Source organism: Neorhizobium sp. LjRoot104, assembly GCF_964253725.1.
Classification (GTDB): domain Bacteria; phylum Pseudomonadota; class Alphaproteobacteria; order Rhizobiales; family Rhizobiaceae; genus Neorhizobium.
In genome coordinates this window covers 3,456,685-3,482,442 of record NZ_CAXURS020000001.1, presented here as the reverse complement: position 1 = coordinate 3,482,442, position 25,758 = coordinate 3,456,685, and the positions used below count along the sequence as shown (strand labels likewise).

The window sequence follows — 25,758 nt, the reverse complement described above, 5'->3', positions numbered from 1 at the left end:
AAACCGCCCCTAAAGCGGTTCAATTTAAGCTCTTGACCATTCAAACCAGACCCCCATGATGTAAACCATCCTATTTAAACCGAAGGGGTTTGCATGCTGGCAAGAGCTTATCTTCGTGCCTCAACTGACGAACAAGATGCGAGCCGGGCCCGTGCCCAGTTGGAAGCGTTTGCCGCTGAACGTGGTTTGATACTAGCTTCCACCTATATCGAAAACGAAAGTGGCGCTAAGCTCGCGCGACCCGAACTTTTCCGTTTGCTCTCCGATGCCCGCCCCGGTGATATCCTCTTAATCGAACAGGTTGACCGGCTATCGAGATTGACCGCGACGGATTGGCAAAAGCTTCGCGCCGAACTCGATGTCCGGCAGGTGCGGGTGGTCGCGCTCGACCTTCCAACGTCGTGGATGCTCACTGCCCCCGCAGATGATTTCACCGCTCGAATGTTCAGCGCTATCAATTCGATGATGCTGGATGTGCTGGCGGCTGTTGCCCGCAAGGATTATGAGGACCGCAGACGCAGGCAGGCTCAAGGACAGGCAAAGGCGAAAGCAGAAGGTCGTTATAAGGGCCGCGTCGAAGACGTGAAACGCAACGGAGGCATCGCATCGATGCTTGCAGCTGGATTGTCATGGTCACAAATTCAAGCGGTAACCGGCGCATCCCGTGCAACTGTTGCAAAAATTGCCAAGCGTGGAAAGTCCAAGCCTGCCGAACTTGCTAGCCTGTGATAGCCTTTTTGCGATCCCATGAACGGTAGTTCCAAGGCTGGGTGTCTTCAAGGGGGGTAATAACCGGCGCGGGCATCCCGTCCTCATCCTCGGTTGAAGCCAAGGTCAATTGTCGCTTCAACGACGGTATCAAGGCGTCGGGGATAAACACCCATGGTCTAACCGGCCAGAAGGGAAGTGAAGCGTCGCGATGCAGCGCAGGTGGAATGCTCGCCCAGTTCTCTTGCCAAGCTTTGAGGCGCTTCACCAACCCGGAAAGCGATTGGGAATAGGTTATCTCACAAAGAAAGATGGCTTGAAGCTCCATATCGATGGCCAGGATATCTACATACCAGTGCGGGCCACTCAGGTCAGGGTTCGGGGCATCATTAACCTGAAGGCAGAACTCCGTGTTCAGAAAAACGGACCGGTCTGCTCGAAGATAGTCGGCAACAACTCCTTGATAGTAGTCCATCGGCACATCCTAACGACAATTCTAGTAACCTTGACCGCACACGCCTCGATCTAATCCTGTACCAGAACTGCCAGTGGGCGAAGTTGCCGGTTTGCCCGGCGATTGACGCCGGGCAATGGATGAAGCTGAAGATTATACCGAGGGTTCGATGACATCAAAGAATGGTTCTCGGAAGATGTCGATTGGCGAGGCTCCGCAGTCCGGGCAATGCCATAGGTTTTTCGCCATCGTGTTGCCATCGTGCGTGCCGTCACAATGCAGGCAATGCCATTCAGCTGACAAGCCCCGGCCCAGAGGATGTAGGGCACGGCCTTTATGGTCCGGCTGAGTTGACCGACGCGGCCAGTCAGATGCGATCTCGGCATGCATCCGGCGTGCGCGGATCGTCAGGAGTTTCGTAGCGCGTTCGATAAACACGGGGTCCAGTGCTGTGGCGGATTTAGCGCGAAGGCCCACACGCCGGACCTTCGGTTTTGCACTAGGTGCTTGCTCAAGCTCTATTTCCCAGCCCTGCGAACCGAAAGCAACGGAATACTCGCTGCCGACTAAATAGAACGTATGGCCGTCAAGCTCGCCATGAATTTCATCAGCCTCCAGAGGCTCGACGTGGTCAGGCACGCAGCGGCTGAAGACAAGGCCCTCACCCAGCCCGTGAGGGCTGGCATTCTTCCTTGCCCCGGGTACTGACTGAGTTCCGATGTTGGCTTTAAGGCTTTCTAACTTTTGGGGACTGGGCCGCCAGCCTTGTTTGTAGGCCTCGGCAAGGCTGCGCCAGTTTGATTTACCCGCTTCACAGGCAACGATCTCCAAGGCGGCGATATGAGGAAGCTGCTGCGCCCGAGCGAGCCGCTTGGCGATAAGCTTTAGGGTGTCGAGAGGTTCAGTGGCCATAATGATCCATTCCTTTTGAGAAAAAACGAACCCAATCGGGTGCCCACTGCCGACCGGACCCGTCCAAAGGAACGGTGTCAGTCTGATCATAAAACATCGCACTGCATGGCTTCGCGTGGTGGGCACACAGGCCTGTGCGTTGAGGCCTAATTTATGGTGCCTTCGCTATGTCTCTGCGTCAATACCGGATGAGGGGAACTTTTGGAGGTGTTAGTAGTCGGCATCCGTTGGTTCTGGATGCCGCTGGTCTGGATGCTGAATTGTCGCGGCTTCCGTTGTGCGGATTTGTATGGAACAAAGTCGCGAAGGCCGCGGGCAAAAACAAAGGCCGGAAGCCAAAGGCTGCCCGTGCAAAGGAACAGGGTATTCGAATGCTCAGCCTAGCAGGCCAGGGAGCAAGCGAAAACGCTCGGAAGCTAGGAATAGGCGCGCCTCTCCCAATAGCGTTCTCGGTGTTAGGTCCTGAATTGGATGGCGGCACTAATGGCGGTATGGGGCCAGATTTCTGTTAGGCTGGAACAACTTCCAGCTCAGTTGTTGTCGAAATCATTGTGGGGGGTGCCAAGTGCCACATGGCAGTAGATTTCCAACAAGCACTGAGAGTTCGGATCGACCTCCTCAACATATCTAAAATCCATGGCTCTCACACGGGCTTTTGCATCAATAAATGCGGCGAGGAAATCCACGTTTGCCGATAAGCCTTTGCGGCTCAAAGGACCAGCTTTATAGGATCGTTGCGTGAAGCCCGTCGCAATCCTCGCCAGCTTGAAAGCGAACGGCGCACTGTTGTGGTCGGAACTTGGCCTGCAATGATCACCGTAACGGCTCCGCAAGCGATTGGTGCGGCCTACATAAAGATGATTAACGCCCTCACTGAAGAGGTAGACGCCTCGTTTGGGCATATCGTTGATCAAAGCGCCACCCGAGACGGGCGGCATGTTAATCAGCTTTTCGAATTTCGGGTGAAGACCATCTACGAAGGCTCGGAATTTCTCGTGCATCGCGTTCTCTCAGTTGCTGCGCTCACTGGTTAAAGGCCGTAAGACCTGTCCGAGGCTCAGACCCGCTCCACTCATGCGGTCGTCCGATCCTTTACAAGAGGGTTTGACAGAACGGCCGAAGTTTTGCACATCTGCAATGGGGCGGTACGTGCTGCCTTGGGGCGTGGAAACCCCTTGTAGACAGGTATGTGTGCCGACCTGAATGGCACCACTCTTCGACCTATGGTCGGGGAGCTTGCGGCGTATGCAACAGGTTCTCCGAACTAAAGGCCGTAGGGATCGTGTCTACACGGTTTTCCAACTCCCCGATCACCAGAGATCGAAGGGGCAAGATTTCGCGGGGACGTACCGCGATAACCGCCCCTAATGGGGAGCGGGATGATTTCCAAGAATAAGTCGAGGGCGGGATGGATAGCGATCCCCTCACGGATTTTGCTGACAGGTGCGGTGACTTTCGGTCTCTCAGCTTGTGATCCGATCAACGGGAGCGGTTCCAAAACGGCTGCGGCCGCTCCGGACAGCGTCGCAGACCGTGTTCCTGTAAAACCGGTAAACTTTGGTAAGTGGAGCCTATCAGAGACTGTCGATCCGATGTCGGATCGCAAAATCGCTAGGGTTCGCCTGCGGGCAGAAGATGGCAATGTGACAATTGTTATCGCCTGCACGAGAGACAGTGGATGGGTTCACGTCCAATGGAATGAATTTCTCGGTGGTCAGAAAATCAACAACTTTGAGAAGCCGGGCGAGCAATTCGAGCTAAAACCGATCACTTATCGAATTGGTGACGGAAAGCCGGTTACAGAGGACACATTGGTTCTGGATGACCGGACCACGTCCCAGCTCAGCGATGACGTCAAATTTGTGGAAAAGGTTCGAGCCGCAAACCGGCTCGTGCTGCAAATTCAGCCCTATAATAAAAATCCGACAACCGTCGTGTTTGACACCACAGGGCTGACCGAAGCCCTCAATGTAAAACGCCCGGAATGTGATTGGTATGTGGATGACATCGTAAAGGCGGAGTTTTGGGAAAAGCGCCGGTTGGAAGACGAGGAAGCAAAACGGAACCCGCCTCCGAAGGCAGAGCCATCTGTCTGGCCGCACCCCGCGCTTACCGAAGACGCGCTTGCCAAATGAGCAAAAGCGCGTTCACGCATGTTACAAAGCAATTTGCTCCCTCGGCGGAAGGCGCCGCTCTAGTGTCGTCGACTGCTGGGCCGGACGCCGAAAGGCCAGAACCCACTACAGCGATCATCGCTGAAGTGAGACGTCTGAGGAGATGGCTGTGGGGTAATTTGCCAGAATACAATGGCTACGTTCACGCCGAGCGTGTTCGCGGCTGGCAACTCATGCATTTCTTTATAGACAACGGCTGGGCAGCGCGCGGTGCAATCTGTTGCATCTCCGGTAAAACCGAGCGGCTACAACTGCACAGTGAAGATTATTACGACTGGCGTCCGTACACCATTAGCCAAAGCGTTCATTTGCTGCTCCATCGTCGTTTCCGGCAACCGGACGCATGGCGGCGCATCGTGGACGAATACGCCATCACAGGCGAAGAATGGTTCGCTCGGCTGCCTATGGTGCCCGTAGACCTCGCGGGTGCGCTACGAGCCAAGCACGGGCCGCAGATCGCCGACATCTTTACCCGCGCTCCAATCCCCGAGCGCACTTCCATTCCCCATCATCAAATCTACCGCCAGCCACAAACGGCGGAATAGCCGCAAGGAGCTAACATGTTTTCTCATCCTGTCGCCGGTCTCGGCAAAGTCTGCATTCTTGGCGGCATCCTGCTCACCGGACTGGCGTTTACCGTCCGCCTCGACCAAGCCGACCTATTCCTTATTCTTTCCGCCGCCTTGGAAAGCCTCGGGTTTTTCATGTTGCTTCTCGGCTTGATTGCACAAGGGTTCCTGCGCATTGAGCGTCATTTGGCGGCCATCCCCGAGATGAAAGCGGCCTTCGAGGCGTCCGAGCCAACGCATGCGGCCACAGGTAGTCCCTATCAGCGGAAAACCGAAAGAAAGTGAGCGCGAGCATCATTTGCCGACACGGAGGGCATGTGGTCACCGCCATCTTAGGTGTCATGTTAGCCGCCACGTCCGCACAAGCCGACGCCAGTGATGATTACGCTGCCTGTCTGATCGGAAGGGCGGCGGTGACATTGCATAAACAAGCCCGTAAAGACAGCGACAAAGCATTGGAAGTTGCCCACCAGCTTTGCAGGGAGCCGAAGGGCGTTTCGGAAAACGAGCTGGAGGGTATCAGCGACTACGCAAGTAAGATGGTCGAGGCGATGCCGTCCGGGCGTTGATGTTGGGGTATTCGCTTCAAGTGTCGAATGATCGCCCTCGGCCTCGCAGAGGTTCAAGGAGGTCAAGCGGCCATACCGAAGCCACAAGCAGAATAGCAATACACGGAGGGGGCCGGGGCGCTATGCGGTCCCACATCTCGCGGCTTGGGCCCGGCGTACAAGTCCGCCGGGCCATAAGGAAGCCCCTAGTTGCTCGATGTGGGACATATGACATTTCCCCGACCCTGATGCACAAAGGGCTTTGCCCAGCGCAATGCCTAAACAGTTAGTCGAACAGTCCGCCCAGCCATGCAACTTGTTGCAATAAGTGGAAAGTGCCACCGTTAACCGTCATCCCTGAAGACACGTGAATAGGTTCTCAAGGCGTCTCTGAAGATACCGGTCACGTGGTAGATGGTGCTTTGTCCAGCATCCGTGACCTTGTAAATGACTTTTGCCTTTTCAAGCGCATTGATCGCTTCCGAGAAGGGCGACATGTGCTGCCGTTCGATGTGCCCGTGTTGAAGAAGGCTCTGCGTCAGCGTTGTTGCTGCTACCTCGTCGCGGACTACGGACCGGATTTCATTGATGAAGTAGCTAGCTTCCCGGCTGTTGCCTGTCCATGGCTGTAGAACGTGCTGCAAGCCCCACATAACTCTGTTTAAACGCGACGCGCTTTGCTCGCGTGCTACGTTAATCCATTGCAGTATACCGCTATCGTCTTCACTGCTGATGCCGTGGCCGTCAAAATCAGCTGAGGTCTTCGATTGCTCCACTTCAAACCGAATACGGTCAGTGGCCTTTGCGTAGGCTTTGACCATAACTCCCTTGGCTGGGTAGATTTTCACTATCGGCGAATTATCTTCCGTGCCAAGCTCGATGTTCTGGTGCCGAAAAATAGCACGTGCGGCGTCGTCTATTGCTTCCCATGCCACAGTGGACTTTCCAGCAAGCGAACGCATTGCCTTCTCGATCTGTGCAACTGTTGCCACGGGATTGTTGTCGTGAAACTCCCAATACGTTTCAAGTACGTGCAAAATATACCGTTGATCGTTGCGGACCACGTCTACATCATAGCCCAACGCCATGGACGCGGCGGCGCTGATACGTTCATCCAGCACACTTAGGGTGCGGTCAATATAGCGTTCGACGTTCTCACTCCATTCGCCGGGCAGGAACGGCACGTGCTCTTCATTGATGCCGACATCTGGTCCGGCATAGGGCGTCCAAGGTAAGAGGTTGTTGCCTCGCACGATTGGTATTGCCCCGATAGTCCTTGGGCGACTGAGCGCGAACAAATTAAAGTCATCGTTTGCGGGCCCTCCAGCACTGTCCGCTTCCGCAGTTATCGGTTGATGTAAAACAGCGCGTGTAGGGTTCAAAGACAGGTCCGCTTGGAGTGTCCAGCTATACTCGTCGTCGTTTCCCCATCGCTGCCGCGATTGCCATCCTCGGAGCGTACCTGAGAAGAGTGGATAACCTGCTGGAGTAATGTATCCGGCACCGCCACGGCCTTTCGCTATCAACCAGCGTGGTGCGTAGCCTTCCGTACCGCTCTGGCGATTAAAAATCTTCCGGGGTTCACCGTCGATGACATGTATCTCGCTCAGAACCTCACTGAAGGTGCGGAACTCTGCATGTGTACCTGTGAACGTCCACCTACGCGCGGAGAACTGAAAACGGTCTTCCTTCGCCGTCTCGGCGTAGACTTGGATACCATCCAGCAACTCGTCCATGAACGCCATAATCGCTTCCCGCAGACATGATTTTAGAAAGGGCGGTGGCCAATATCTTCTATGTAGGACAGAGAGATGAAAAGACCTTCAACCACGCAGGTCGTCTCGGTCAGCCAGCAACGCAAACCGAAAAACGGTGCAACATGTTGCAACCGAAAGTCTGCAATATCAAGCCATAATCGTTGAAATTGCTTGGTATTCGTGTATTGTTTGTCCAGCAATATCAACTGATTAGCCGCCTGTAGGTGGATTGGGTTTGGTCAAATAAAATGCCTCAGCAGCAACTCATGCAATCCAAGAAACTGACTATCTCGACCTGTGTCATACCCACCATTCGGGGGCTAAACCGCCAGCAGGCGGCCGACTATATTGGGGTCTCCGCAAGCCTGTTCGACCAAATGGTGAAGGATGGCCGGATGCCAAACGCGAAGCGAGTGAACGGGCGGACTATATGGGATCGCTTGGCGCTCGACGCGGCATTCTCTCGTCTTCCCGGTGGCACCATGATTGACAACAACGAGTGGGGCACTGAAGTCTAATGCCTCGGAAGTTCAGCAAAAAATACGTCGTTGAAGACAGGACGGGCGGCAAGCTCCGTTTTTATTTTCGGAAGGTCGGACAAAAAAAGGTGCGCCTTCCCGGCGTCCCCGGCAGTGACGAGTTTAATAAGGCATATTACGATGCGTTAAATGGCGTATCGTTGACCGTGCCTGTAGGCCCCAAAATGGCAAACCAAGGGACGTTCCGCTGGTTGTGCCAGCAGTATTTTCAGTCGGCGGAATATCGGCACCTGAGCGGACGTACCCAGCACGTCCGCCGGCTTATATTCGAGCACATGTGGGCCGAACCAATCAAGCCAGGTGCCGACCGGTTGTTTGAGGACATCCCCCTTGAGGCCTTCAACGCGAAGGCGGTTCGGACTTTAAGAGATCGTAAGGCTGATAAACGTGAAGCTGCAAACAGCCGCGTCAAAGCTTTGCGTGCTATGTTTTCTTGGGCATGTGCAAAGGACGTTGAACACATGTCCTCAAATCCGGCCAGAGACGTTGGATTTTTTAGTCCCCAAGGAGATGGCTTCCATTCTTGGACAGCCAGTGAATTCTCTCAATTCAAGGATTTCCATCCTATCGGAACGAAGCCGCACCTAGCTCTCGCTCTGCTGCTCTACACGGTTCAGCGTCGTAGCGATATCGTGCAGTTTGGCAAACAACACGTGCGCGAGGGGGTGATCAAATTCACTCAACACAAAGGCAGGGAAAAGAAGCCAATCACGCTCGAAATACCGATCCATCCACAGCTTCAGAAGGTCATAGATGCTACGCCTTGCGGGGACCTTACTTTTCTCGTGACGGAATTTAATAAGGGTTTCACTGCGGCCGGCTTCGGAAACTGGTTCCGGACACAATGTGATCTCGCAGGATTACCCCACTGTAGTGCCCATGGCGTCCGTAAGGGTGCTTCGGCGAGGCTCGCAGAAAACGGCGCGACGGAAAGTCAGATTAAGGCGCTGACCGGCCATCAGACACTGAAGGAGGTGGCGAACTACACGAAGGGCGCCAGCCAAAGACGGATGGCTCGTAGCGCCATATTGCTTTTAGACGACGACGAAAGCGGCTCTAACAAAGCCTAAAACGAGAACATTTTTGTCCAAGAAAGACCCTGTTAGGCAAGGCTCGTGCAAACAATGCCTTTTTTCGCAATGATATCAACGGTCAAACGATGTGGTGGTGCCCCGTGCCGGAATCGAACCAGCACTCCTCTCGGAACCTGATTTTGAGTCAGGCGCGTCTACCAATTCCGCCAACGGGGCACTCGGGTAGCGGTATGCGCTCTATCACGGTGTCGCACCGGCATGCAAGGATGAAGTGAGGCTGCAATCCCGCATGCGTGATGGGCCAGAGATTGTTCCGGATCAGGACAGCCGGATGTGGATTTTTCCCTTGCCTTAACGGCATATCGTCGTTGTTTAGTGTCTTCTGAAACATGCGCGCCGCCCACGTATTCGGTCCTGGAGGCCCGGCAATGGTGCGGGGTTTGGAAGGAGAGATTATCATGCGGAAATCGTGGCGTGTACTGTTGCTGTCCGGATGCATCGCCCTGCCTTTTGCCGGGCAGAGCCTTGCGCAGGGCCTGTCGGTCGGCGGCGAGAACGGTGTCAGTGCCGATGTGAATACGAGCGACGGGATCGGTGCCGACGTCTCGGTCGGCGGAGCGGATGGCGTCAATGCCGGTGTCGGTATCGGCGGCAGCAGCGGCGTGGCGGATGTCGATGTGTCGGCGGGCGGCAGTGACGGGGCGAACGCCAAAGCCAATGTCGGCGGGGGTGGCGGGCTCGACGCCGATGCTGACGTTTCGCTTGGAGGCAGAAACGGCGTCAACGCCGGGGCCACGCTCGGCACCGGCGCTGGCATCGATGCCGGGACCACGGCGTCGATCGGCGGCGGACGCGGCGCGGCTTCGGAGGCTGGTTTGCTCGGCCTCGGAAGCACGGGGATCGGCGCCGCGGCAGTCGGCGGCACGGGCGCTCCGGGTGCCGGAGGGCTTACCGGACCGCAGCTGCAGGCCTTCCAGGCGATGTCCGACGGCGAGCAGCGCAATCTGCTCAACCGTTGCGCCGATATCGCCTCCGGCGGCGGAGATGCAGCTCTCGTGTCGCTTTGCCGCATGCTGCGGATGAGCGCCTCGCGCTGATCGGATGGATGTTCCGAAGCCCGTCTCCGCTGAAGGGGATGGGCTTCGCCATATCAGGTCCCCTCCGATGTCCCCCTTGTATTTTTGGCATCCCGGATGTTAGCTGGTGCAGCAAAAATAGAAGCGCTGCCGATGAAACTGCCTGTCCGCACCACCTATGAAGACCTTTTCGACGATTTCGCCTGGGAAATCTCACGGCGATTCAACATGGGGGAGGTGGTCAGCGATGCCTGGGCGAAAGAATTTCCGGAGCGCGTCTGTCTCCAGCATTTCAGCCCGGATGATGATCATCGGGCGCTGACCTATGGCGAGCTGGCCGGGCGGTCTGCTTCGCTCGGCAATGCCTTCGTGGCGCTCGGCCTCAAGCCCGGCGATCGGGTGGCGCTGCTTTTGCCGCAGAGTTTCGAGACGGTCATCGCCCATGTGGCGATCTACAAGATGGGCGGCATCGCGCTGCCGCTGGCTCTTCTGTTCGGGGCCGAGGCGCTGGAATACCGGCTGAAGGCGTCGGGTGCGGTGGCGGTCGTCACCAATCCCTTCGGTCTGTCGCGGCTCGCGGACCTGCGCGAAAAGCTGCCGGAGCTGCGGCATGTGATCGTCACGGGCGAAACGCCGGCCGGCGAGGGTCTTCTGGGGCTCGATGCGCTGATAAGCGCCCATCCTCCCGTGTTCGAGGTCGTCGATAGCGGGCCGGACGATCCGGCGCTGATGATTTTCACCTCGGGCACGACCGGCCCGCCGAAGGCGGCGCTGCACGGTCATCGGGTGCTGGCCGGCCATATTCCTGGTTTCCAGCTGGCGCATGAATTCGCGCCGCAGGAGGGCGACCGGATCTGGACACCGTCCGACTGGGCCTGGGCGGGCGGCCTGCTCAACGTGCTTTTGCCGGCGCTGATGCTCGGCATTCCGGTCGTCTCGTCGCCGGCCCAGAAATTCGATGCCGACATGGCCTTCCGCATCATGTCCGAGATGGACGTGCGCAACGCCTTCATTCCGCCGACGGCGCTCAGGCTGCTGAAATCGGTCGAAAGGCCGCTCGAAAAATACGATCTCAAGCTCAGGACGATCGCATCGGCCGGCGAGGCGCTCGGCCGCGAGACCTACGACTGGGCCAAAGTGGCGCTGGGGCTGACGGTCAACGAATTCTACGGCCAGACGGAATGCAATTTCGTGCTGTCTTCGGCCGCCAATCTCGGCGTGTCGCGCGGCGGGGCGATCGGGCGGGCGGTGCCTGGCCATCACGTGGGGGTGATCGACGGCCGGGGCATCGAGCTGCCGGTGGGCAAGATGGGCCAGATCGCCATCCGCAGACCCGATCCGGTGATGTTCCTCGGCTACTGGAATGACGAGGCGGCGACGGCAGCCAAGTTTATCGGCGACTGGCTGATCACGGGCGATCTCGGCCGCAAGGATCGCGACGGTTATGTGGAATTCGTCGGGCGGGACGACGACGTCATCACGTCATCCGGCTACCGCATCGGGCCGAGCGAGATCGAGGACTGCCTCAGCGGCCATCCGGCGGTGCGGCTGGCTGCCGTGGTCGGCAAGCCGGACCTGATCCGCACCGAGATCGTCAAGGCCTATATCGCGTTGGCGCCGGGTTATAGCCCAAGCGACGAGCTTGCCGGGGAAATCCGCGACTGGGTGAAGACCAGGCTGTCGATGCACGAATATCCGCGCGAAGTGGCCTTCGTCGACGACATCCCGCTGACCACCAGCGGAAAGGTCATCCGCCGGCTGCTGCGCGACAAGGCGGCCGCCGAGTAGCTATTCCGAACGGCCGGCCAGCGACATGATCTTTTCCCGGAGCATGCGGGCCATGTTGCGGGTGTTGCGGTAGAGGTGAAGCTGGGCCGCCACCTGGCGCACGTCGCGGTCGCTATTCTGCCTCAGGCCGATCACCAGCGTGCCCATTTCCTCGCGCTCTTCCCAGAAACGGCTCATGATCGGGTGATCGGGAACGGCGCAACTGTCGGTGCGCATGATGTTGGCGTCTTCGAGATGCCATTCGGTCAGCTTCACCATCAGCAGCTTGCCGGGCGAGAAGCGGGAGAAGCTCTCGTCATAGGCGGTCTTCCACGTATAGGCCTCGCCGGCCATGATGAAGACGATCAGCGAGGCGATGGCGCGGCCGTCGAAATCGATCGTGTGGATGCGGACCGCGTCGATTTCCGCAAGGTTGGTGATCGCTTCGCGGGCGAAGGCGGCGCGGTAGCGGTCGTTGATCAGGGCCGAGCGCTTGCGGCCCTTCCAGCCCTTGGCTTCGAGGGCCAGGAATTCCTCCATCCGCAACCGGATCTCTTCCGGCTGGCGGGCGACCGAATAGCTGAGCGAGCCTCTGTTTCCCAGATTGCGCCACAGGCGACGCATTTCGCGGTAGTGGTGCGACGAGATCGAGTGTTTCAGATAGGACTCGCCGTCGAGCAGGCTTTCGAGCATTGGCCGCAGATTGGGATCCGTGACGGTGACCGGCAGGTTGCGGCCGATGGCGACCGCCTTGGCGAGCTGCGCGAACGGGCCGTTGAGCCGGACGTCCGGCATGACCAGCACGGAGGGCAGGCGGGCTTCGCGCATGCTCAGGGCGTCGAAAAGATTGTCGATCGTCTCGGCACTGTCTTCCGCATCGACAAGCGGCGTGCCGATCGGGCCGAAGGGATTGGCCCAGGCGCGGATGATCGAGGCGCCGACGGAGAACCCCGGTTTTTCGACCGTGAACGGCATCAGCAGGCGCATGCGGCTGCGTGCGCCGGTTTCGTCGCGGATCAGCGCCAGGCGCACCTGCTTGTCCTCGACCCGCGGCATGGCGGGGGCGAGCAGCCTGGCGGAGAAGAAGATGTTCGGCTCGAGCGCGCGGTTGGAGAGGAATTCGAGTTCTTCCTGCAGGTCGTAACCGAAGGCGGCGGGATAGAGGCAGAGTTCGCGGCCGGGCCGGCCGACCTCGAGATGCGCGTCGGCATCCGGCCGCTCCGTGCGGAAGGCCTGGATCATGCTCATCCGATCGCCGCCATTGCCCTCGAATTCGCTGCTGAACGGAGGTTGCGCCATGGTCAGGAAGCCTTTGAAGGAGCAGAGGGCGTCGGATCGGCGAATGCAAAGAGCACGATGCCGAGGGTGCGGCGGACTGCGATATGCAAGAGGATCGCCTCGATCATCATCGCCGTCGCCGTGGCCATCGCAGCGCCGGTCAGGCCGAAGCGCGGGATCAGCGCGATATTGAGGCCGATGCTCGCCGACAACGTCACGGCGTAAAGCAGGACGCAGAGCTTCTGGCGACCGGCCATGCTGAGCAGCACCTCGCCGGGGCCGACCATGGATTTGGCAAGGATGCCGCAAAACAGGATCGCCATCAGCCAGTAGCCGGCGGTGAAGGCGCTGCCGAACAGCGACAGAAGCAGTTCGCCGGATGCCAGCGCGGCGAGCCCGACGGCAAGCGACGGCCAGAAACTCCAGCGCGCGGTCTGGCCGGCAAAGGCGGCCAGCGCCGTCATGTCGTCCTCCGCCATGATGGCGGAAAAGCGGGGGCCGGCCGCGGCCTTGATGGAGAAGTAGACGAACTGCACCAGCACGATCGTCTTTGCGGCGGCGTAGTAGATGCCGACCTGATCCGGCGGCAGGTAGAGGCCGACGACGACCACGTCGGCATTGGTCAGGAGGAAGCCGATGCCGTCGACGAGGAAGAGCGGCAGCGAATAACGGAACCAGGCGCCGATCTCGAACTGCATCGGACCGGCGCCGTAGAGCCGGCGCAGGCGCAGCGTCAGGCGCAGCAGCTGCAAGAGCGTCGTGACATAGGTCGCGAGAAGAGCCGCCTCCATGGCGGTGACGGCGGTGTGCGGCGCACCGAACCAGAGGGCGGCCAGCATGAAGGCGAGGATCAGGGTCGGGCGGATAAGGTAGGTGGGCGAGAGCGCCGTCACCGTCCAGCCGTTCGAGCGGGCCGTGCCGTCGAGCACGTCGCCGAGCGCGATCATCGGAATGGTGAAGAAGGCGAGCGACACCGGCACGAGATAGTAGGCCTCGACCGTGTGGCCATAAACATGCAGGAACAGGAAGCCGAGGCCGGCCACCGTGCTTGCGGAGACGAGCGCCACGAGGCGGACGGCGAGATTGAGCCCGCGCACCGTCGCCACCTCGCCCCGCGCCTTGTGCTGATGCAGGAAACGGATGACGGAGGTGTGGAAACCGAGGCAGGAGAGATTGCCGGCGAGCACGACCAGGACCCAGACGAAGGCGAAGATGCCGTATTCGAACTCGCCCATCAGCCGGGCGAGCACGATCTGCGACACGAAGGCGATGGCGGCGCTGGCGATGCGGATCACGAAGGCGGTCAGGGCTCGGCGCTGGGCAAGTGCCGTCTCGTCGTTGTCGGTCAGGATCTTTTCGAGCTTGCGGGTCAGCGGTGCCAGCCGGGTCCTCAGACCAGGCGGAAGCAATCTTTCCGCTGTTTGGATAACCGCCATGATGGGCACGCAATACTCGTAACGACGACGGGAACAATGGACAAAAGTGTTGCCACAGCAGGGTTAAGAAAGGGTTCGCCCAGGCGTCGATGACTTCACGAACTGTGAACTTCAGGGCTCCCCGGAAGAACCGGTCAAAAGCTTGCGGAAGGCCGGAACAACACGGTGCAGGGTGGCAATCGCGAGTGCGACGGCAATCATCCCCACAGCAATCGCGAAGGTGAGCGACATGCCGGCGGCCACGGCTTGCGGCGGTGCCGTCGCGACATCGCCCGTTCCCGAGGCCATTGCGAACACGGCACCCATCAGCGAAGCGCCGGTGACGAGGCCGAGATTGCGCGACAGGTTGAGCAGACCGGAAACGACGCCGCGCTGCTCGGCACCGACGTCCAGCATGACGGCGGTGTTGTTGGCTGCCTGGAACAGTTGATAGCCGGGCGTCAGTACCGCGATGGCAGCGACGTAACCACCAATGCCGAACGTTTCAGGAAGCAGGGTGAGGGCAAGCGAGCCGGCCACCATTCCGACAAGACCGATAATGACCGCGGTCGCCGCGCCCAGACGGTCGACGAGCCGGCCGGCCGGCACGCCGCTGAATGTGGAAACAACCGGCCCAATCGACATCACCAACCCGACCAGAGCCGTATCGAGTTCGAGCGAACGCGAGAGATAGAACGGTCCGACCACCAGCGTCGACATCATCACCGCCGAGACAAGCGCGCTGGTTATCAACCCCGTGCTCAAGGTTGGATCGCGCAACATCGCAAGTCGGATCAGGGGCGACGCCGCTCTCGCCTCGACAAGAATAAACAGGCCGGCTCCGACGGCAGCCAGCAGCAGCAGAGCGGCGTTGATCGGGCCAAGACTGCCGCGGCCGACGGTCATGGCGAGTGCATAGGCTGCAAGCACCATGGCAAGCAGCAGCGTGCCTGCAATGTCGAAGCCCGGTCTCTGGTCCGGTTTTTCGCGCCGAAGATCGGCAGGCAGGTAACGAAAGGCGAGAATGAGCGCCAGCAGGCCCAGCGGCACGTTGATCAGGAAGATCGTCCGCCAGCCGGCGCCGGCAATCAGAAGGCCGCCCAGGGAAGGGCCGAGCGCGGTGCCGATTGCCGACATGGTGCCGAGCAATCCCATGGCGGCGCCCGTACGTGCCTTGGGAAATATGTCAGCGACAAAAGCCATGGTGAGCGCCATCATGGCGGCGGCTCCGAGACCTTGCGCTGCCCGTGCGGCAATCAGGAACCCCAGCGTCGGAGCAATTCCGCAGGCGAGCGAGGCTGCCGTGAAAAGGATGATCCCGGCGAGCAGGAGCCGGCGGCGCCCGGAAATGTCGCCAAGCCGCCCGACACTGACGATCAGGGTGGTGATTGCGAGAAGATAGGCAATGACCACCCATTGAACCTGCTGGAAGGGGGCGTCAAACGCCTGCGCCAATGTCGGCAGGCCGACATTGGCGACGCTGGTGCCGAGCGAAGAGAGCAACATCGAGAGCGAAAGGCCGGCGAGCGCCCCACGGAAGGTACTCGTCCGTTCTGCCGATTGCGGAACCGGATCGTGGGCGGCGGAGGTCATCGTTTTTCGCCCTCCGCCGATTTCGCGGCCGGTTTCGCGAGGTTGTTTGCGACGCTGAAAATGGCGGGCATTCGTCGTGCGGGTACCATGGGAAAACCTCCAGAAATTGCTGTTCGATGGCTATCTCACGGACAGACATGGCGAAAGGCGCATCGTTTGCATCAATTAAATGCGTCGAACGCCATGTCATATTGGGGAGCCTGTGTTATCCTGCGCGCATGTCCAGACCCGATCTCAACTTGCTTTTCACTCTCGACGTCCTGCTGGCGGAAGGCAGCGTGGCGCGGGCGGCCAAACGGCTGCAGCTTAGCCAGTCCGCCATGAGCCGGGCGCTGGCGCGATTGCGTGAGACGACCGGTGACCCGTTGCTGGTGAGAGCCGGCCGAAGCCTGGTGCCAACGCCACGGGCGATCGAGCTACGCGAACGGGTCGGCGGGCTCGTGCGGAATGCGGAAGCGGTCCTGCGGCCTGTCGAGCTGCTCGATCTCGGTAAGCTTGTCCGAACGTTCACGCTGCGCACCAGCGAGGGTTTCGTCGAGAATTTCGGGCCCGGCCTCATCGTCCGTGTCGGCGCTCAGGCGCCTGGCGTTCGGCTGCGTTTCGTCCGCAAGTCGGACAAGGACAGCGCCTCGCTTCGCGACGGAAGCGTCGATCTGGAAACCGGGGTTGTCGAAGGGACGATCGGTCCGGAAGTGCGGGCTCAGGCGCTGTTCCGGGACCGTTTCATCGGCGTCGTGCGCAGCGGGCATCCGCTGAGCGAGGGCGAGATATCGGCTCGGCGATACGCGGCGGGCGGTCATATCCTGGTTTCGCGAAGAGGGCTGGAAAAAGGGGCGATCGACGAGATCCTGGCTGCGTCGGGGTTGGAACGGCGGATCGTGACGATCGTCGATGGTTTTGCCACGGCGTTGGTTCTCGCCCGGTCCTCGGACCTGATCGCCAGCATTCCCGAGCGGCACAGCGGCAACTTGCGTGCCGGAATGTTCAGTTTCTCCCTGCCGGTCGCGGTGCCCGAGATCACTGTATCATTGCTCTGGCATCCGCGGCTCGATGCCGATCCGGCTCACCGGTGGCTGCGGACATGTGTTCGGGAAGTCTGCGGCGGAGTTCCAGCCGGCGGCTGATCCGTTCCCTCCGGAAGGCGGAAACGAAAACGCCGCCCGGGAAGGCGGCGCTCGTATCATCAGGTTTCAGCAGATGCCTCAGGCCTGTTCGAAGGCGCCGTGGCAATGCTTGTATTTCTTGCCGGACCCGCAGGGGCAGGCCTCGTTGCGGCCGATCTTGCCCCAGGTGGAGGGATCTTCCGGCCGGCGGTCTTCCGGTGCGGCAATGAAGTTCTCGCTGTCGAGGCCGGTCACCTGGTTGATGCCGGTGGTCGGATCGACGTGCTGTTCGTCGTAGATCGCAGGCGGCTGCGGCGGCTCGGGGTTCTGCACGAGCTCGACGCGCATGAGCTGGGCGGTGACCGCCTCGCGCAGGTTGGCGAGCAGGGCCTGGAACAGCTCGAAGGCTTCCGCCTTGTATTCCTGCAGCGGATCGCGCTGGGCGTAGCCGCGGAAGCCGATGACCGAGCGCAGGTGGTCGAGATTGACGATATGCTCGCGCCACAGGTGGTCGAGCGTCTGGAGCAGCACGGAGCGCTCCACATAGGTCATGATATCGGCGCCAAAACGCTCCTTGCGGTCGGCCGCGGCCTTGTCGGCGGCCTCGGTGATGCGTTCGCGGATATCGGTCTCGCCGATGCCTTCTTCCTTGACCCAGTCCTCGATCGGCAGGTCGAGATTGAGAAGGCGGCCGACGTCTTCCCGCAGGCCCGGCGCATTCCATTGCTCGGCATAGGCGCGCTCCGGAATGTGCTTGGTGACGAGGATCTCTATCACCTCGGCGCGCATTTCCTCCACGACTTCGGAGACGTCCGGAGAATCCATCATCTCGATGCGCTGTTCGAAGATCACCTTGCGCTGGTCGTTGGTGACGTCGTCGTATTTCAGAAGGTTCTTGCGGATGTCGAAGTTGCGGGCTTCGACCTTCTTCTGGGCGCGTTCGAGTGCCTTGTTGATCCAGGGATGGACGATCGCCTCGCCTTCCTTCAGGCCCAGCTTCTGCAGCATGCTGTCCATGCGGTCGGAGCCGAAGATGCGCATCAGGTCGTCCTGGAGCGACAGGTAGAATTTCGAGCGGCCGGGGTCGCCCTGACGGCCGGAGCGGCCACGCAGCTGGTTGTCGATGCGGCGGCTTTCGTGGCGCTCGGTGGCGATGACGTAGAGACCGCCGGCGGCCAGCGCCTTCTCCTTGAGCTGCTTCACCTCTTCGCGGCTTGCCGCTTCCTTTGCGTCCCGTTCCGGACCCGGCTCCATGCCTTCGAGCTCGCGCTCGAGCCGCATGTCGATATTGCCGCCGAGCTGGATGTCGGTACCGCGGCCCGCCATGTTGGTGGCGATCGTCACCGCGCCCGGCACGCCGGCCTGGGAAACGATATAGGCTTCCTGCTCGTGGTAACGGGCGTTCAGCACCTGGAAGTTGGTGAACCCGGACTGGCGCAGCATGGTCGCCAGAAGTTCCGATTTCTCGATCGAGGTGGTGCCGACCAGAACCGGCTGGCCGCGCTCGTGGGCTTGCTTGATCTCTTCGATGATCGCCCTGAACTTTTCGTCGAAGGTCCGATAGACCTCGTCATCCTCGTCGATACGCTGGATCGGCAGGTTGGTCGGCACTTCGACCACTTCGAGCTTGTAGATGTTGCCGAACTCTTCCGCTTCGGTCTGGGCCGTACCGGTCATCCCGGCGAGCTTTCCGTACATGCGGAAATAGTTCTGGAAGGTGATCGAGGAGAGTGTCTGGTTCTCCGGCTGGATCGTCACCTTTTCCTTGGCTTCGAGCGCCTGGTGCTGGCCCTCCGAATAGCGGCGGCCGGGCATCATGCGGCCGGTGAATTCGTCGATGATGACGATCTCGTCGTTGCGGACGATATAGTCCTTGTCGCGGGTGAAGAGCTTGTGGGCCTTCAGGGCGTTATTGATGTGGTGGACGATCGCGACGTTCTCGACGTCGTAGAGCGACTCGCCCTTGAGCAGGCCGGCCTGGCGCAGCAGGTTTTCGAGCTTTTCGGTGCCGGCTTCGGAGAAGTTGGCGGACCGCTGCTTTTCGTCGATTTCGTAGTCTTCCGGCACCAGCGCCGGGATGAAGGCGTCGATCGTGTTGTAGAGTTCGGAGCGGTCGTCGAGCGGGCCGGAGATGATCAGCGGCGTGCGCGCCTCGTCGACCAGGATCGAGTCCACTTCGTCGACGATCGCGTAATTGTGGCCGCGCTGGACCATCTGGCTGCGCTCGTACTTCATGTTGTCGCGCAGATAGTCGAAGCCGAGCTCGTTATTGGTGGCGTAGGTGATGTCGCAGGCGTAGTTGGCGCGGCGCTCGTCGTCGTTGAGGCCATGGACGATGACGCCGGTGGTCAACCCGAGAAAACCGTAGAGCCTGCCCATCGTGTGGGCGTCGCGCTGGGCGAGGTAGTCGTTGACGGTGACCACGTGCACGCCCTTGCCGGCGAGTGCGTTCAGGTAGACGGGCAGCGTCGCCACCAGCGTCTTGCCTTCGCCGGTCTTCATCTCGGCAATCGCGCCATCGTGAAGGATCATGCCGCCGGTCAGCTGCACGTCGAACGGGCGCATGCCGAGCACGCGGCGGGACGCCTCGCGCACGACCGCAAAAGCCGGGATCAGGATGTCGTCGAGCGTCTTGCCTTCGGCGAGCAGTTTCCTGAACTCCACCGTCTGGCCGGCAAGCTGTTCGTCGGAGAGAGCCTTGGTCTTCTCCTCGATCGCATTGATGGCGTCGATGGTCGGCTGGTAGCTGCGCACGCGGCGATCGTTTGCCGAACCGAACAATTTGCGGGCGATGCCGCCAAGGCTGACCATACGAATGGTCCTTTCTGAAATCTGTCCCATGGGGGCGAAGGACCGGTCGAACCATCGGTTTCTGATGCCGATAAAATGACCCGTCACGCCCGGAAACTCTGCTGGACGCCAAGTTGCGTGACAGATAAGAGGGGGGTCGAATGATGTCAACGGTGGCGGCCGATACAGAATGGCCACAATCCGGTGTTTGTGAAGGTTTTCTGGCCGGAATCAGACGTTCTGAAACCGGTTTCCCTATCGAAAGGTCTTTATCGATGTTGCGCCACAAATTTCTCATGACCGCCGCGCTGGCCGCTGCGATCCTCTGCCAGGCTCCCGCCTTCGCGGCGGAAGACGCGGTCGTCGCGAAGGTCGGTGACCTGGAAATCCATCAGTCGGAACTTGACATTGCCGTCCAGAACCTCGACCCGCAGCTCGCCCAGCTTCCGGACGATCAGAAGAAGGTCGCAGCCCTTTCCGGCGCCATCGACGTCAAGCTGCTCGCCAAGGGCGCTCTCGCCGAAGGCATCAAGGACACGCCGGACTTCAAGAAGCGGATGGACTATATCGCCGACCGCGAGCTGCATAACGCCTATTTCCGCAAGCATGTGATCGATGCCACCACCCCGGCAGAGGTCAAGGCCCGCTACGACAAGGAAATCGCCTCCCTGCCGAAGCAGGAAGAAGTGCATGCCCGCCACATCCTCGTGAAGACCGAGGACGAGGCCAAGGCGGTCATCGCCGATCTCGACAAGGGCAAGGATTTCGCGGCGATCGCCAAGGAAAAGTCGCAGGACAGCAACAAGGACGAAGGCGGCGATCTCGGCTGGTTCGGTCGCGGCCGCATGGTTCCGGAATTCGAGGAAGCCGCTTTTGCGCTGAAGAAGGGCGAATATACCAAGACGCCGGTCAAGTCGCAGTTCGGCTTCCACGTCATCAAGCTCGAAGACACCCGCGACGCCCCGGCCCCCGCTTTCGAGCAGGTCGAGGACCAGGTCAAGCAGCTGGTGATGCGCGACAAGTACGTCGCTCTCATCACCAAGGCCAAGAGCGAGCAGAAGATCGACATCAAGGACGAAGCCCTCAAGAAGGGTTATGAAGACGTCAGCAAGATGCAGGACGCGGGCGACGCGCCGGTCCAGCAGTAATTCTCGATCACGGGCCCGGATTTTCCGGGCCCTCTCCATATTTGAGCCAGGTAATTTCCGATGTCCGATTCCGTTTCGCCGCTCGCTCCGAAATCCTATCCCGCCATGCCGGCGATCCGCGGCGTGCGCATGGCGACTGCCGCCGCCGGCATCAAGTACAAGAACCGCACCGACGTGCTGCTGATGGTGTTCGACGAGCCCGCGACCGTCGCCGGCGTCTTCACCCGCTCCAAATGCCCTTCGGCGCCGGTCGATTTCTGCCGCGCCAATCTGTCGCACGGGGTGGCGCGGGCGGTGGTCGTCAATTCGGGCAATGCCAACGCCTTTACCGGCGTCAAGGGCAAGGCTGCGACGGCGCTGACCGCGAAGTCGGCTTCCGAGGCGGTCGGCTGCGGCGAGAACGAGGTCTATCTCGCTTCGACCGGTGTGATCGGCGAACCGCTCGATGCGACCAAGTTCGCGGGCGTGCTCGGCGACATGAACTCGGGCGCCACCGGCGATTTCTGGCTCGAAGCGGCACGAGCGATCATGACCACCGATACCTATCCGAAGGTCGCGACCCGCACCGCCGAGATCGGCGGCGTCACGGTGACGATCAACGGCATTTCCAAGGGCGCCGGCATGATCGCCCCCGACATGGCGACCATGCTCTCCTTCGTGGCGACGGACGCCGATATCGCATCGCCGGCGCTGCAGAGCCTGCTTTCCGCCGGCGTCGGCCCGAGCTTCAACTCGGTCACCGTCGACAGCGACACCTCGACCTCCGATACGCTGATGCTGTTTGCGACCGGCGCCGCGGCTGCGGACGGCCAGACCCGTGTCGAAACCGCCGACGATCCGCGTCTGGCGAGCTTCCGCGCCGCGCTCAACGACCTGCTCAAGGATCTGGCCCTGCAGGTCGTCCGCGACGGCGAAGGGGCGCGCAAGATGGTCGAGATCACCGTCACCGGCGCCGAAAGCGATGCCGCCGCCAAGACGATCGCGCTGTCGATCGCCAATTCGCCGCTGGTCAAGACGGCGATTGCCGGCGAGGATGCAAATTGGGGCCGCATCGTCATGGCCGTCGGCAAGTCCGGCGAAATGGCCGACCGCGACCGGCTGGCGATCTGGTTCGGCGACGTGCGCGTCGCCGTCGACGGCGAGCGCGATCCGGCCTATTCCGAAGCCGCGACCACCGCCGTCATGAAGGAACAGGACATTCCGGTGAAGGTCGATATCGGTCTCGGTGACGGCAAGGCGACCGTCTGGACCTGCGACCTCACCAAGGAATATGTTGCCATCAACGGCGACTACCGGAGCTGACGGGAATTGAACGAGGCATCCTCTCCTCATAACGATCTGCCATTGGTCAGGCGGCTCGAGGCCGTCGGCTTTCGGGCCTGGCCGGCCGCGTCCGTCGTTTATGACGGAAGCTGGCAGGTTCGCCTGACCGGCGGTCACCCGTCCAAGCGATTGAACTGTATTGTCCCACTTGATCCGTCCGATCATCGCGACATGTCGGTGCGGCTCGAGAAGGCGCGCAAGCGGTTCGAGAATTACGGCCGTCAGCTGGTCGTCCGGGAGACGCCGCTCGCTCCTCCCAAGCTTATCGAACATCTCGACGCCGCCGGCTGGCGGGTGTTCGAGACCGTCGACGTGCTGACCGTCAACCTCACCGAACTGGAACTGCCGGACACGCTCGATCACCTGCCGAGCCACGATATCGGCCGGTTCTGCGATGCGAGCCTTGCGGTCGATGGCGAGGATGTGGGCCTGAAACCGGCGCTTGCCGAGATCCTGAGTTCGATCAAGCCAACCTCCGGCTTCTTCATCAAGGAGAATCCGCAGGAGCGGGCCACGGCCGTGGCGCTCTGCGTCCAGGACAACGACCTTGCCGGCATCATCTCCTTTGCCGTGGCCCAGGAGCATCGGCGCGAGGGCGTGGGCACCGAAATCCTCTCCTCGGCGCTGCGCTGGGCTCGCATCAGCGGGGCGCGTTCGGCCTGGCTGCAGGTGGTTTCGAGCAACGAACCGGCGATGGCGCTTTATCGGAAGTTCGGCTTCCGCAAGGCCTACGAGTACCGTTATTGGCGGCAGGAAGGCCTGGCATGACCGACGCCTCCCGCAAGATCCTGCTCGTCGCCGCCTGCGCGCTGATCGATACCGACGGCCGCATCCTTCTCGCGCAGCGTCCCGAAGGCAAGTCGCTGGCCGGCCTCTGGGAGTTTCCCGGCGGCAAGGTGGAGCCCGGTGAGACGCCCGAGGAGACGCTGGTGCGCGAGCTCGAGGAAGAGTTGGGCATTGTCACCAAGATTCCATGCCTTGCCCCGCTCACCTTCGCCAGCCACACCTACGAGACCTTCCACCTGCTGATGCCGCTCTATGTCTGCCGTCGCTTCGAAGGCATTCCGACGGGCAGGGAAGGGCAGGCGATCAAATGGGTGCGGCCGAACGCACTCAGGGACTACCCGATGCCGCCGGCCGACGAGCCGCTGATCCCGATCCTGCAGGACCTGCTCTGATCGATAAAATTAGAACGGTCGAATTTATACGGCGTTAAGGGATCGTTTAGCCGGTTGTGGCACCTTCAAGGCTTATCCGGTAACGCGTTGATGAGGCTTTAGAAGGCATGGACGAGGAATTCTGGAAAACTGTGCGGGTCCGTCAGCGGACGACGCATGGCTCCGGCAAAACCGGCGCGCTCAATATCGCTCTTCTGTTCGGGACGGCCGCGATCGCTCTTTCGCTGATCGTGACGCCGATGCTCGCCGGCCGCAATGACGAGCGCCGGCTGGCGCATGTCCAGGAGGATTTCGACCTGATCAGCACGGGCTCCATCAAGCCCGGCGAAAAGGGCGCGAGACATTATACGATCCGGCGCAGCGTATTGCAGGAAACGCCCGGCTCGGTCTGCATCGTACAGGGCTACGGCGTGGGCAACGACTGCTGATACTCGGGTCTTTTAAGCTCGCATATTTTGGTTCGAAGGATTTTCCATGCGCCGTTTCAGATTGCTTCTGAAGAATAACAGCGGCGCAACGGCCGTGGAATATGGCCTCATCGTTTCCATCCTGGCGCTCACTCTGTTTGCGGCGCTCGGCAGCTATTACGACCTGATGAACAACATGTTCGGCGGCATCGCGAATACCTACGAAGACGCTACCCGCTAACGCTGCTATTCCGTTTCCCTGCGCAATGCGTCGGCCAACCGCATCTTGGCGGAGCCCGGCTTCAGCGGCTTCTGCTGGCTTTCGTGCGGTGCCCAGCCGGATGCGTAGATGATCGAGAACGTGGCTCGGATACGGCCGTCCGGATCGGAATAACGTTCCGCATAGAGTTCTGCAGCCCTTACGAAGAAACGCCTCGTCACCGGCACGCGGCTGCGGCCGGCGAGCGGATTGGTCATGCCCATGGCGCGCAGGTCGCGCATCAGCGGGAAGAGTGAGTCGTAACGCACCGTGTAGGTCTCTGCATCGACGACCGGCAGCGAGAAACCGGCGCGCTGCAGCAGGACGCCGACATCGCGTACATCGGCAAACGGAATGACGCGAGGGCTCGCGCCGCCCGTCAGCTCCGCCTCTGCGGACAGAAGGACGTCGCGCATTTCCTGCAACGTGCCGGAGCCGGGGATCGCCGCCAGGAAAAGCCCATCGGGCTTCAGTGCCCGGCGGATGCGGATCAACGTGCCGGGCGTGTCGTTGACCAGATGCAGCGACAGCGGCGACAGGACCAGATTGACGGTGCCGGGTTCGAGGGGGACGTCTTCGAACGGAGCCGTGGTGAAAGCTTCACCGGGGCCTGCGAAGGCGGCATCCGTCTCGACGCGGCTCAAGGTGCCGATCTTGCCGGTGGCAAGCGCCTCGCGGGCGGCGATGCCGGTTCCGCCGTGGAGTTCGACCGCCGTCTCGAACTTGCGTTCGACGACCGACAGCCGGTCTGCAAGCTCGCGGCCGGCGATGTCGAGGAGGAAGGCGGCGCTGCTGTCCCCGGCGGTTATCGCGCGTCTGCGCCGTGCGCTCACCAGCTGTTCGTCGAAAAGAATTTCCATGGCCGTCCACTCGTATTCTGCCGTCGCAAAGGCGCGCTCCGTCCGCTATTGTCAAGTCATGTCCGCCGAGCCCTACGTCAATGCCCTGCGACTTTTAACATCGTTTGCCGTGGGGTGGACGAGATGGGCCGGCGATTTCGTCTATCCGCCGACCTGCCCCGGCTGCGGCATCAGGACCGGCGCGCATCAGGGCTTCTGCCCGTCCTGCTGGCGGGAGATCCGTTTCATCGAGCGGCCTTATTGCGAGAAGCTCGGCCTGCCGTTTTCCTACGATCCGGGGCCGGGCATCCTGTCCGCCCAGGCCATTGCCGACCCGCCCGTCTTCGACCGCCTTCGTTCGGCAGCAATCTTCGAAGGGGCGGCCCGCGACCTCGTCCATTCGCTGAAATACCGCGACCGCACCGATCTTGCGGGCATGATGGCTGGCTGGATGCTGCGCGCCTCGGACGGGCATGTTGAAGCCTGCGACGCCATCCTGCCCGTACCGCTGCATCGCTCCCGTTTTGCCTCACGGAAATTCAACCAGGCGGCGGAACTCGCCCGGCATCTGTCGCAGAAATCCGGCCGGCCGTTCCTCGCCTCCACCCTCGTCCGCGTCAAGCGCACCAACCGGCAGGTCGGGCTTTCGGCGCGGGCCCGCGAGGACAACGTGCGGGCGGCCTTTGCGGTCGCGCCGGGCCATGAGGACCGCATCTTCGGCAAGCGGCTGGTGCTGATCGACGATGTCTATACGACCGGTGCGACGGTTTCATCCGCCACCCGCGCATTGAAGAAAGCGGGTGCCGCGGAGGTCACGGTTTTGACCTTTGCAATGGCTGTTGCCGCGCCTATATGACAGAACAAGGCACTATTGCGCGCGGCCTGTC

25 protein-coding genes, 1 tRNA gene and 1 pseudogene are annotated in these 25,758 nt (G+C 60.7%); 17 read left to right on the top strand and 10 right to left on the bottom strand.

Features of this window, described 5'->3' with window-relative positions:
• Positions 1-93: 93 nt before the first annotated feature.
• Positions 94-729, top strand: coding sequence for a recombinase family protein (locus ACSQ8R_RS17230; RefSeq protein ID WP_436254505.1), 636 nt, complete (start codon positions 94-96; stop codon positions 727-729).
• On the opposite strand, the gene ACSQ8R_RS17225 is transcribed toward ACSQ8R_RS17230, so the two are convergent.
• From ACSQ8R_RS17225 to ACSQ8R_RS17215, 3 genes are all read right to left on the bottom strand, one after another.
• Complete coding sequence (locus ACSQ8R_RS17225; RefSeq protein ID WP_436254504.1) at positions 719-1,183, bottom strand: hypothetical protein; 465 nt, start codon at positions 1,181-1,183, stop codon at positions 719-721. The genes ACSQ8R_RS17230 and ACSQ8R_RS17225 overlap by 11 nt on opposite strands.
• A gap of 132 nt (positions 1,184-1,315) precedes the next feature.
• Positions 1,316-2,164 (bottom strand): hypothetical protein, encoded by an 849-nt coding sequence (locus ACSQ8R_RS17220; RefSeq protein ID WP_436254503.1) that lies wholly within the window; start codon positions 2,162-2,164, stop codon positions 1,316-1,318.
• Between the two features lie 440 nt (positions 2,165-2,604).
• Positions 2,605-3,075 carry a hypothetical protein gene (locus tag ACSQ8R_RS17215; protein WP_436254502.1) on the bottom strand — a complete coding sequence of 157 codons (471 nt, stop codon included), beginning with the start codon at positions 3,073-3,075 and terminating at the stop codon, positions 2,605-2,607.
• 378 nt (positions 3,076-3,453) lie between these two features.
• Here ACSQ8R_RS17215 and ACSQ8R_RS17210 point away from each other — a divergent pair, with 378 nt between their 5' ends.
• Genes ACSQ8R_RS17210 through ACSQ8R_RS17195 form a run of 4 tightly spaced genes read left to right on the top strand, consistent with a single transcriptional unit; the run spans position 3,454 to position 5,386 of the window.
• Positions 3,454-4,209, top strand: coding sequence for a hypothetical protein (locus tag ACSQ8R_RS17210; protein ID WP_436254501.1), 756 nt, complete (start codon positions 3,454-3,456; stop codon positions 4,207-4,209).
• The gene (locus ACSQ8R_RS17205; RefSeq protein ID WP_436254500.1) at positions 4,206-4,793 is read left to right on the top strand and encodes a hypothetical protein; all 588 of its coding nucleotides are present in this window, start codon (positions 4,206-4,208) and stop codon (positions 4,791-4,793) included. The genes ACSQ8R_RS17210 and ACSQ8R_RS17205 overlap by 4 nt, the downstream gene beginning before the upstream one ends.
• A 15-nt stretch (positions 4,794-4,808) precedes the next feature.
• Positions 4,809-5,102 carry a hypothetical protein gene (locus ACSQ8R_RS17200; RefSeq protein WP_436254499.1) on the top strand — a complete coding sequence of 98 codons (294 nt, stop codon included), beginning with the start codon at positions 4,809-4,811 and terminating at the stop codon, positions 5,100-5,102.
• Between the two features lie 32 nt (positions 5,103-5,134).
• Complete coding sequence (locus ACSQ8R_RS17195; protein ID WP_436254498.1) at positions 5,135-5,386, top strand: hypothetical protein; 252 nt, start codon at positions 5,135-5,137, stop codon at positions 5,384-5,386.
• Between the two features lie 323 nt (positions 5,387-5,709).
• Here ACSQ8R_RS17195 and ACSQ8R_RS17190 read toward each other — a convergent pair whose 3' ends face one another.
• Positions 5,710-7,110 (bottom strand): hypothetical protein, encoded by a 1,401-nt coding sequence (locus tag ACSQ8R_RS17190; RefSeq protein WP_436254497.1) that lies wholly within the window; start codon positions 7,108-7,110, stop codon positions 5,710-5,712.
• A 309-nt stretch (positions 7,111-7,419) separates the two neighbouring features.
• Here ACSQ8R_RS17190 and ACSQ8R_RS17185 point away from each other — a divergent pair.
• Positions 7,420-7,640: pseudogene (locus ACSQ8R_RS17185) on the top strand (helix-turn-helix transcriptional regulator).
• Positions 7,640-8,731, top strand: a complete 1,092-nt coding sequence (locus ACSQ8R_RS17180) for a tyrosine-type recombinase/integrase (protein WP_436254496.1) — start codon at positions 7,640-7,642, stop codon at positions 8,729-8,731. Before ACSQ8R_RS17185 ends, ACSQ8R_RS17180 begins: the two are co-directional and overlap by 1 nt.
• Before the next feature lie 95 nt (positions 8,732-8,826).
• On the opposite strand, the gene ACSQ8R_RS17175 is transcribed toward ACSQ8R_RS17180, so the two are convergent.
• Positions 8,827-8,911: transfer RNA gene (locus ACSQ8R_RS17175), tRNA-Leu, on the bottom strand.
• A gap of 242 nt (positions 8,912-9,153) precedes the next feature.
• Between ACSQ8R_RS17175 and ACSQ8R_RS17170 the strand changes: the two genes are divergently transcribed.
• Both ACSQ8R_RS17170 and ACSQ8R_RS17165 read left to right on the top strand, forming a co-directional pair.
• Positions 9,154-9,792, top strand: coding sequence for a hypothetical protein (locus ACSQ8R_RS17170; RefSeq protein ID WP_436254495.1), 639 nt, complete (start codon positions 9,154-9,156; stop codon positions 9,790-9,792).
• 132 nt (positions 9,793-9,924) lie between these two features.
• Complete coding sequence (locus ACSQ8R_RS17165) at positions 9,925-11,559, top strand: AMP-binding protein (protein WP_436254494.1); 1,635 nt, start codon at positions 9,925-9,927, stop codon at positions 11,557-11,559.
• On the opposite strand, the gene ACSQ8R_RS17160 is transcribed toward ACSQ8R_RS17165, so the two are convergent.
• From ACSQ8R_RS17160 to ACSQ8R_RS17150, 3 genes are all read right to left on the bottom strand, one after another.
• Positions 11,560-12,786 (bottom strand): GNAT family N-acetyltransferase, encoded by a 1,227-nt coding sequence (locus ACSQ8R_RS17160; protein WP_436255506.1) that lies wholly within the window; start codon positions 12,784-12,786, stop codon positions 11,560-11,562.
• 53 nt (positions 12,787-12,839) lie between these two features.
• Positions 12,840-14,252, bottom strand: a complete 1,413-nt coding sequence (locus ACSQ8R_RS17155) for a lipopolysaccharide biosynthesis protein (protein WP_436254492.1) — start codon at positions 14,250-14,252, stop codon at positions 12,840-12,842.
• 111 nt (positions 14,253-14,363) lie between these two features.
• The gene (locus tag ACSQ8R_RS17150) at positions 14,364-15,824 is read right to left on the bottom strand and encodes an MFS transporter (protein WP_436254491.1); all 1,461 of its coding nucleotides are present in this window, start codon (positions 15,822-15,824) and stop codon (positions 14,364-14,366) included.
• A gap of 218 nt (positions 15,825-16,042) precedes the next feature.
• On the opposite strand from ACSQ8R_RS17150, the gene ACSQ8R_RS17145 reads away from it, so the two are divergent.
• Positions 16,043-16,948: a LysR family transcriptional regulator gene (locus ACSQ8R_RS17145; protein ID WP_436254490.1), complete on the top strand. Its 906-nt coding sequence runs from the start codon at positions 16,043-16,045 to the stop codon at positions 16,946-16,948.
• Positions 16,949-17,026: 78 nt separating this feature from the next.
• Here ACSQ8R_RS17145 and secA read toward each other — a convergent pair whose 3' ends face one another.
• Entirely contained in the window at positions 17,027-19,738 is a 2,712-nt protein-coding gene (secA, locus tag ACSQ8R_RS17140) for a preprotein translocase subunit SecA (RefSeq protein WP_436254489.1), read from the bottom strand.
• Positions 19,739-19,992: 254 nt separating this feature from the next.
• Between secA and ACSQ8R_RS17135 the strand changes: the two genes are divergently transcribed.
• The 6 genes from ACSQ8R_RS17135 to ACSQ8R_RS17110 all read left to right on the top strand — a co-directional run bounded on the left by ACSQ8R_RS17135 (position 19,993) and on the right by ACSQ8R_RS17110 (position 24,014).
• Positions 19,993-20,865 carry a peptidylprolyl isomerase gene (locus tag ACSQ8R_RS17135; RefSeq protein WP_436254488.1) on the top strand — a complete coding sequence of 291 codons (873 nt, stop codon included), beginning with the start codon at positions 19,993-19,995 and terminating at the stop codon, positions 20,863-20,865.
• 60 nt (positions 20,866-20,925) lie between these two features.
• Entirely contained in the window at positions 20,926-22,167 is a 1,242-nt protein-coding gene (argJ, locus tag ACSQ8R_RS17130) for a bifunctional glutamate N-acetyltransferase/amino-acid acetyltransferase ArgJ (protein WP_436254487.1), read from the top strand.
• A gap of 6 nt (positions 22,168-22,173) precedes the next feature.
• Positions 22,174-22,956: a GNAT family N-acetyltransferase gene (locus ACSQ8R_RS17125; protein WP_436254486.1), complete on the top strand. Its 783-nt coding sequence runs from the start codon at positions 22,174-22,176 to the stop codon at positions 22,954-22,956.
• The gene (gene mutT, locus ACSQ8R_RS17120; protein ID WP_436254485.1) at positions 22,953-23,366 is read left to right on the top strand and encodes an 8-oxo-dGTP diphosphatase MutT; all 414 of its coding nucleotides are present in this window, start codon (positions 22,953-22,955) and stop codon (positions 23,364-23,366) included. The genes ACSQ8R_RS17125 and mutT overlap by 4 nt, the downstream gene beginning before the upstream one ends.
• 107 nt (positions 23,367-23,473) lie before the next feature.
• Positions 23,474-23,794: a hypothetical protein gene (locus tag ACSQ8R_RS17115; RefSeq protein WP_436254484.1), complete on the top strand. Its 321-nt coding sequence runs from the start codon at positions 23,474-23,476 to the stop codon at positions 23,792-23,794.
• Positions 23,795-23,840: 46 nt separating this feature from the next.
• Positions 23,841-24,014, top strand: a complete 174-nt coding sequence (locus ACSQ8R_RS17110) for a Flp family type IVb pilin (RefSeq protein ID WP_436254483.1) — start codon at positions 23,841-23,843, stop codon at positions 24,012-24,014.
• Positions 24,015-24,019: 5 nt separating this feature from the next.
• Here ACSQ8R_RS17110 and ACSQ8R_RS17105 read toward each other — a convergent pair whose 3' ends face one another.
• On the bottom strand, positions 24,020-24,892 hold the full coding sequence (locus ACSQ8R_RS17105; RefSeq protein WP_436254482.1) for a class I SAM-dependent methyltransferase: 873 nt from the start codon (positions 24,890-24,892) through the stop codon (positions 24,020-24,022).
• Between the two features lie 58 nt (positions 24,893-24,950).
• Between ACSQ8R_RS17105 and ACSQ8R_RS17100 the strand changes: the two genes are divergently transcribed.
• Positions 24,951-25,727: a ComF family protein gene (locus ACSQ8R_RS17100; protein WP_436255505.1), complete on the top strand. Its 777-nt coding sequence runs from the start codon at positions 24,951-24,953 to the stop codon at positions 25,725-25,727.
• Positions 25,728-25,758 lie beyond the last annotated feature (31 nt).

What these genes read in the sequence shown, in the direction of transcription:
- ACSQ8R_RS17230 (WP_436254505.1), top strand. Translation starts at nt 94, where the DNA reads ATGCTGGCAAGAGCTTATCTTCGTGCCTCAACTGACGAACAAGATGCG.
- ACSQ8R_RS17225 (WP_436254504.1), bottom strand. Translation starts at nt 1,183, where the DNA reads ATGGACTACTATCAAGGAGTTGTTGCCGACTATCTTCGAGCAGACCGG.
- ACSQ8R_RS17220 (WP_436254503.1), bottom strand. Translation starts at nt 2,164, where the DNA reads ATGATCAGACTGACACCGTTCCTTTGGACGGGTCCGGTCGGCAGTGGG.
- ACSQ8R_RS17215 (WP_436254502.1), bottom strand. Translation starts at nt 3,075, where the DNA reads ATGCACGAGAAATTCCGAGCCTTCGTAGATGGTCTTCACCCGAAATTC.
- ACSQ8R_RS17210 (WP_436254501.1), top strand. Translation starts at nt 3,454, where the DNA reads ATGATTTCCAAGAATAAGTCGAGGGCGGGATGGATAGCGATCCCCTCA.
- ACSQ8R_RS17205 (WP_436254500.1), top strand. Translation starts at nt 4,206, where the DNA reads ATGAGCAAAAGCGCGTTCACGCATGTTACAAAGCAATTTGCTCCCTCG.
- ACSQ8R_RS17200 (WP_436254499.1), top strand. Translation starts at nt 4,809, where the DNA reads ATGTTTTCTCATCCTGTCGCCGGTCTCGGCAAAGTCTGCATTCTTGGC.
- ACSQ8R_RS17190 (WP_436254497.1), bottom strand. Translation starts at nt 7,110, where the DNA reads ATGGCGTTCATGGACGAGTTGCTGGATGGTATCCAAGTCTACGCCGAG.
- ACSQ8R_RS17180 (WP_436254496.1), top strand. Translation starts at nt 7,640, where the DNA reads ATGCCTCGGAAGTTCAGCAAAAAATACGTCGTTGAAGACAGGACGGGC.
- ACSQ8R_RS17170 (WP_436254495.1), top strand. Translation starts at nt 9,154, where the DNA reads ATGCGGAAATCGTGGCGTGTACTGTTGCTGTCCGGATGCATCGCCCTG.
- ACSQ8R_RS17165 (WP_436254494.1), top strand. Translation starts at nt 9,925, where the DNA reads ATGAAACTGCCTGTCCGCACCACCTATGAAGACCTTTTCGACGATTTC.
- ACSQ8R_RS17160 (WP_436255506.1), bottom strand. Translation starts at nt 12,786, where the DNA reads ATGAGCATGATCCAGGCCTTCCGCACGGAGCGGCCGGATGCCGACGCG.
- ACSQ8R_RS17155 (WP_436254492.1), bottom strand. Translation starts at nt 14,252, where the DNA reads ATGGCGGTTATCCAAACAGCGGAAAGATTGCTTCCGCCTGGTCTGAGG.
- ACSQ8R_RS17150 (WP_436254491.1), bottom strand. Translation starts at nt 15,824, where the DNA reads ATGACCTCCGCCGCCCACGATCCGGTTCCGCAATCGGCAGAACGGACG.
- ACSQ8R_RS17145 (WP_436254490.1), top strand. Translation starts at nt 16,043, where the DNA reads ATGTCCAGACCCGATCTCAACTTGCTTTTCACTCTCGACGTCCTGCTG.
- secA (WP_436254489.1), bottom strand. Translation starts at nt 19,738, where the DNA reads ATGGTCAGCCTTGGCGGCATCGCCCGCAAATTGTTCGGTTCGGCAAAC.
- ACSQ8R_RS17135 (WP_436254488.1), top strand. Translation starts at nt 19,993, where the DNA reads ATGTTGCGCCACAAATTTCTCATGACCGCCGCGCTGGCCGCTGCGATC.
- argJ (WP_436254487.1), top strand. Translation starts at nt 20,926, where the DNA reads ATGTCCGATTCCGTTTCGCCGCTCGCTCCGAAATCCTATCCCGCCATG.
- mutT (WP_436254485.1), top strand. Translation starts at nt 22,953, where the DNA reads ATGACCGACGCCTCCCGCAAGATCCTGCTCGTCGCCGCCTGCGCGCTG.
- ACSQ8R_RS17115 (WP_436254484.1), top strand. Translation starts at nt 23,474, where the DNA reads ATGGACGAGGAATTCTGGAAAACTGTGCGGGTCCGTCAGCGGACGACG.
- ACSQ8R_RS17110 (WP_436254483.1), top strand. Translation starts at nt 23,841, where the DNA reads ATGCGCCGTTTCAGATTGCTTCTGAAGAATAACAGCGGCGCAACGGCC.
- ACSQ8R_RS17105 (WP_436254482.1), bottom strand. Translation starts at nt 24,892, where the DNA reads ATGGAAATTCTTTTCGACGAACAGCTGGTGAGCGCACGGCGCAGACGC.
- ACSQ8R_RS17100 (WP_436255505.1), top strand. Translation starts at nt 24,951, where the DNA reads ATGTCCGCCGAGCCCTACGTCAATGCCCTGCGACTTTTAACATCGTTT.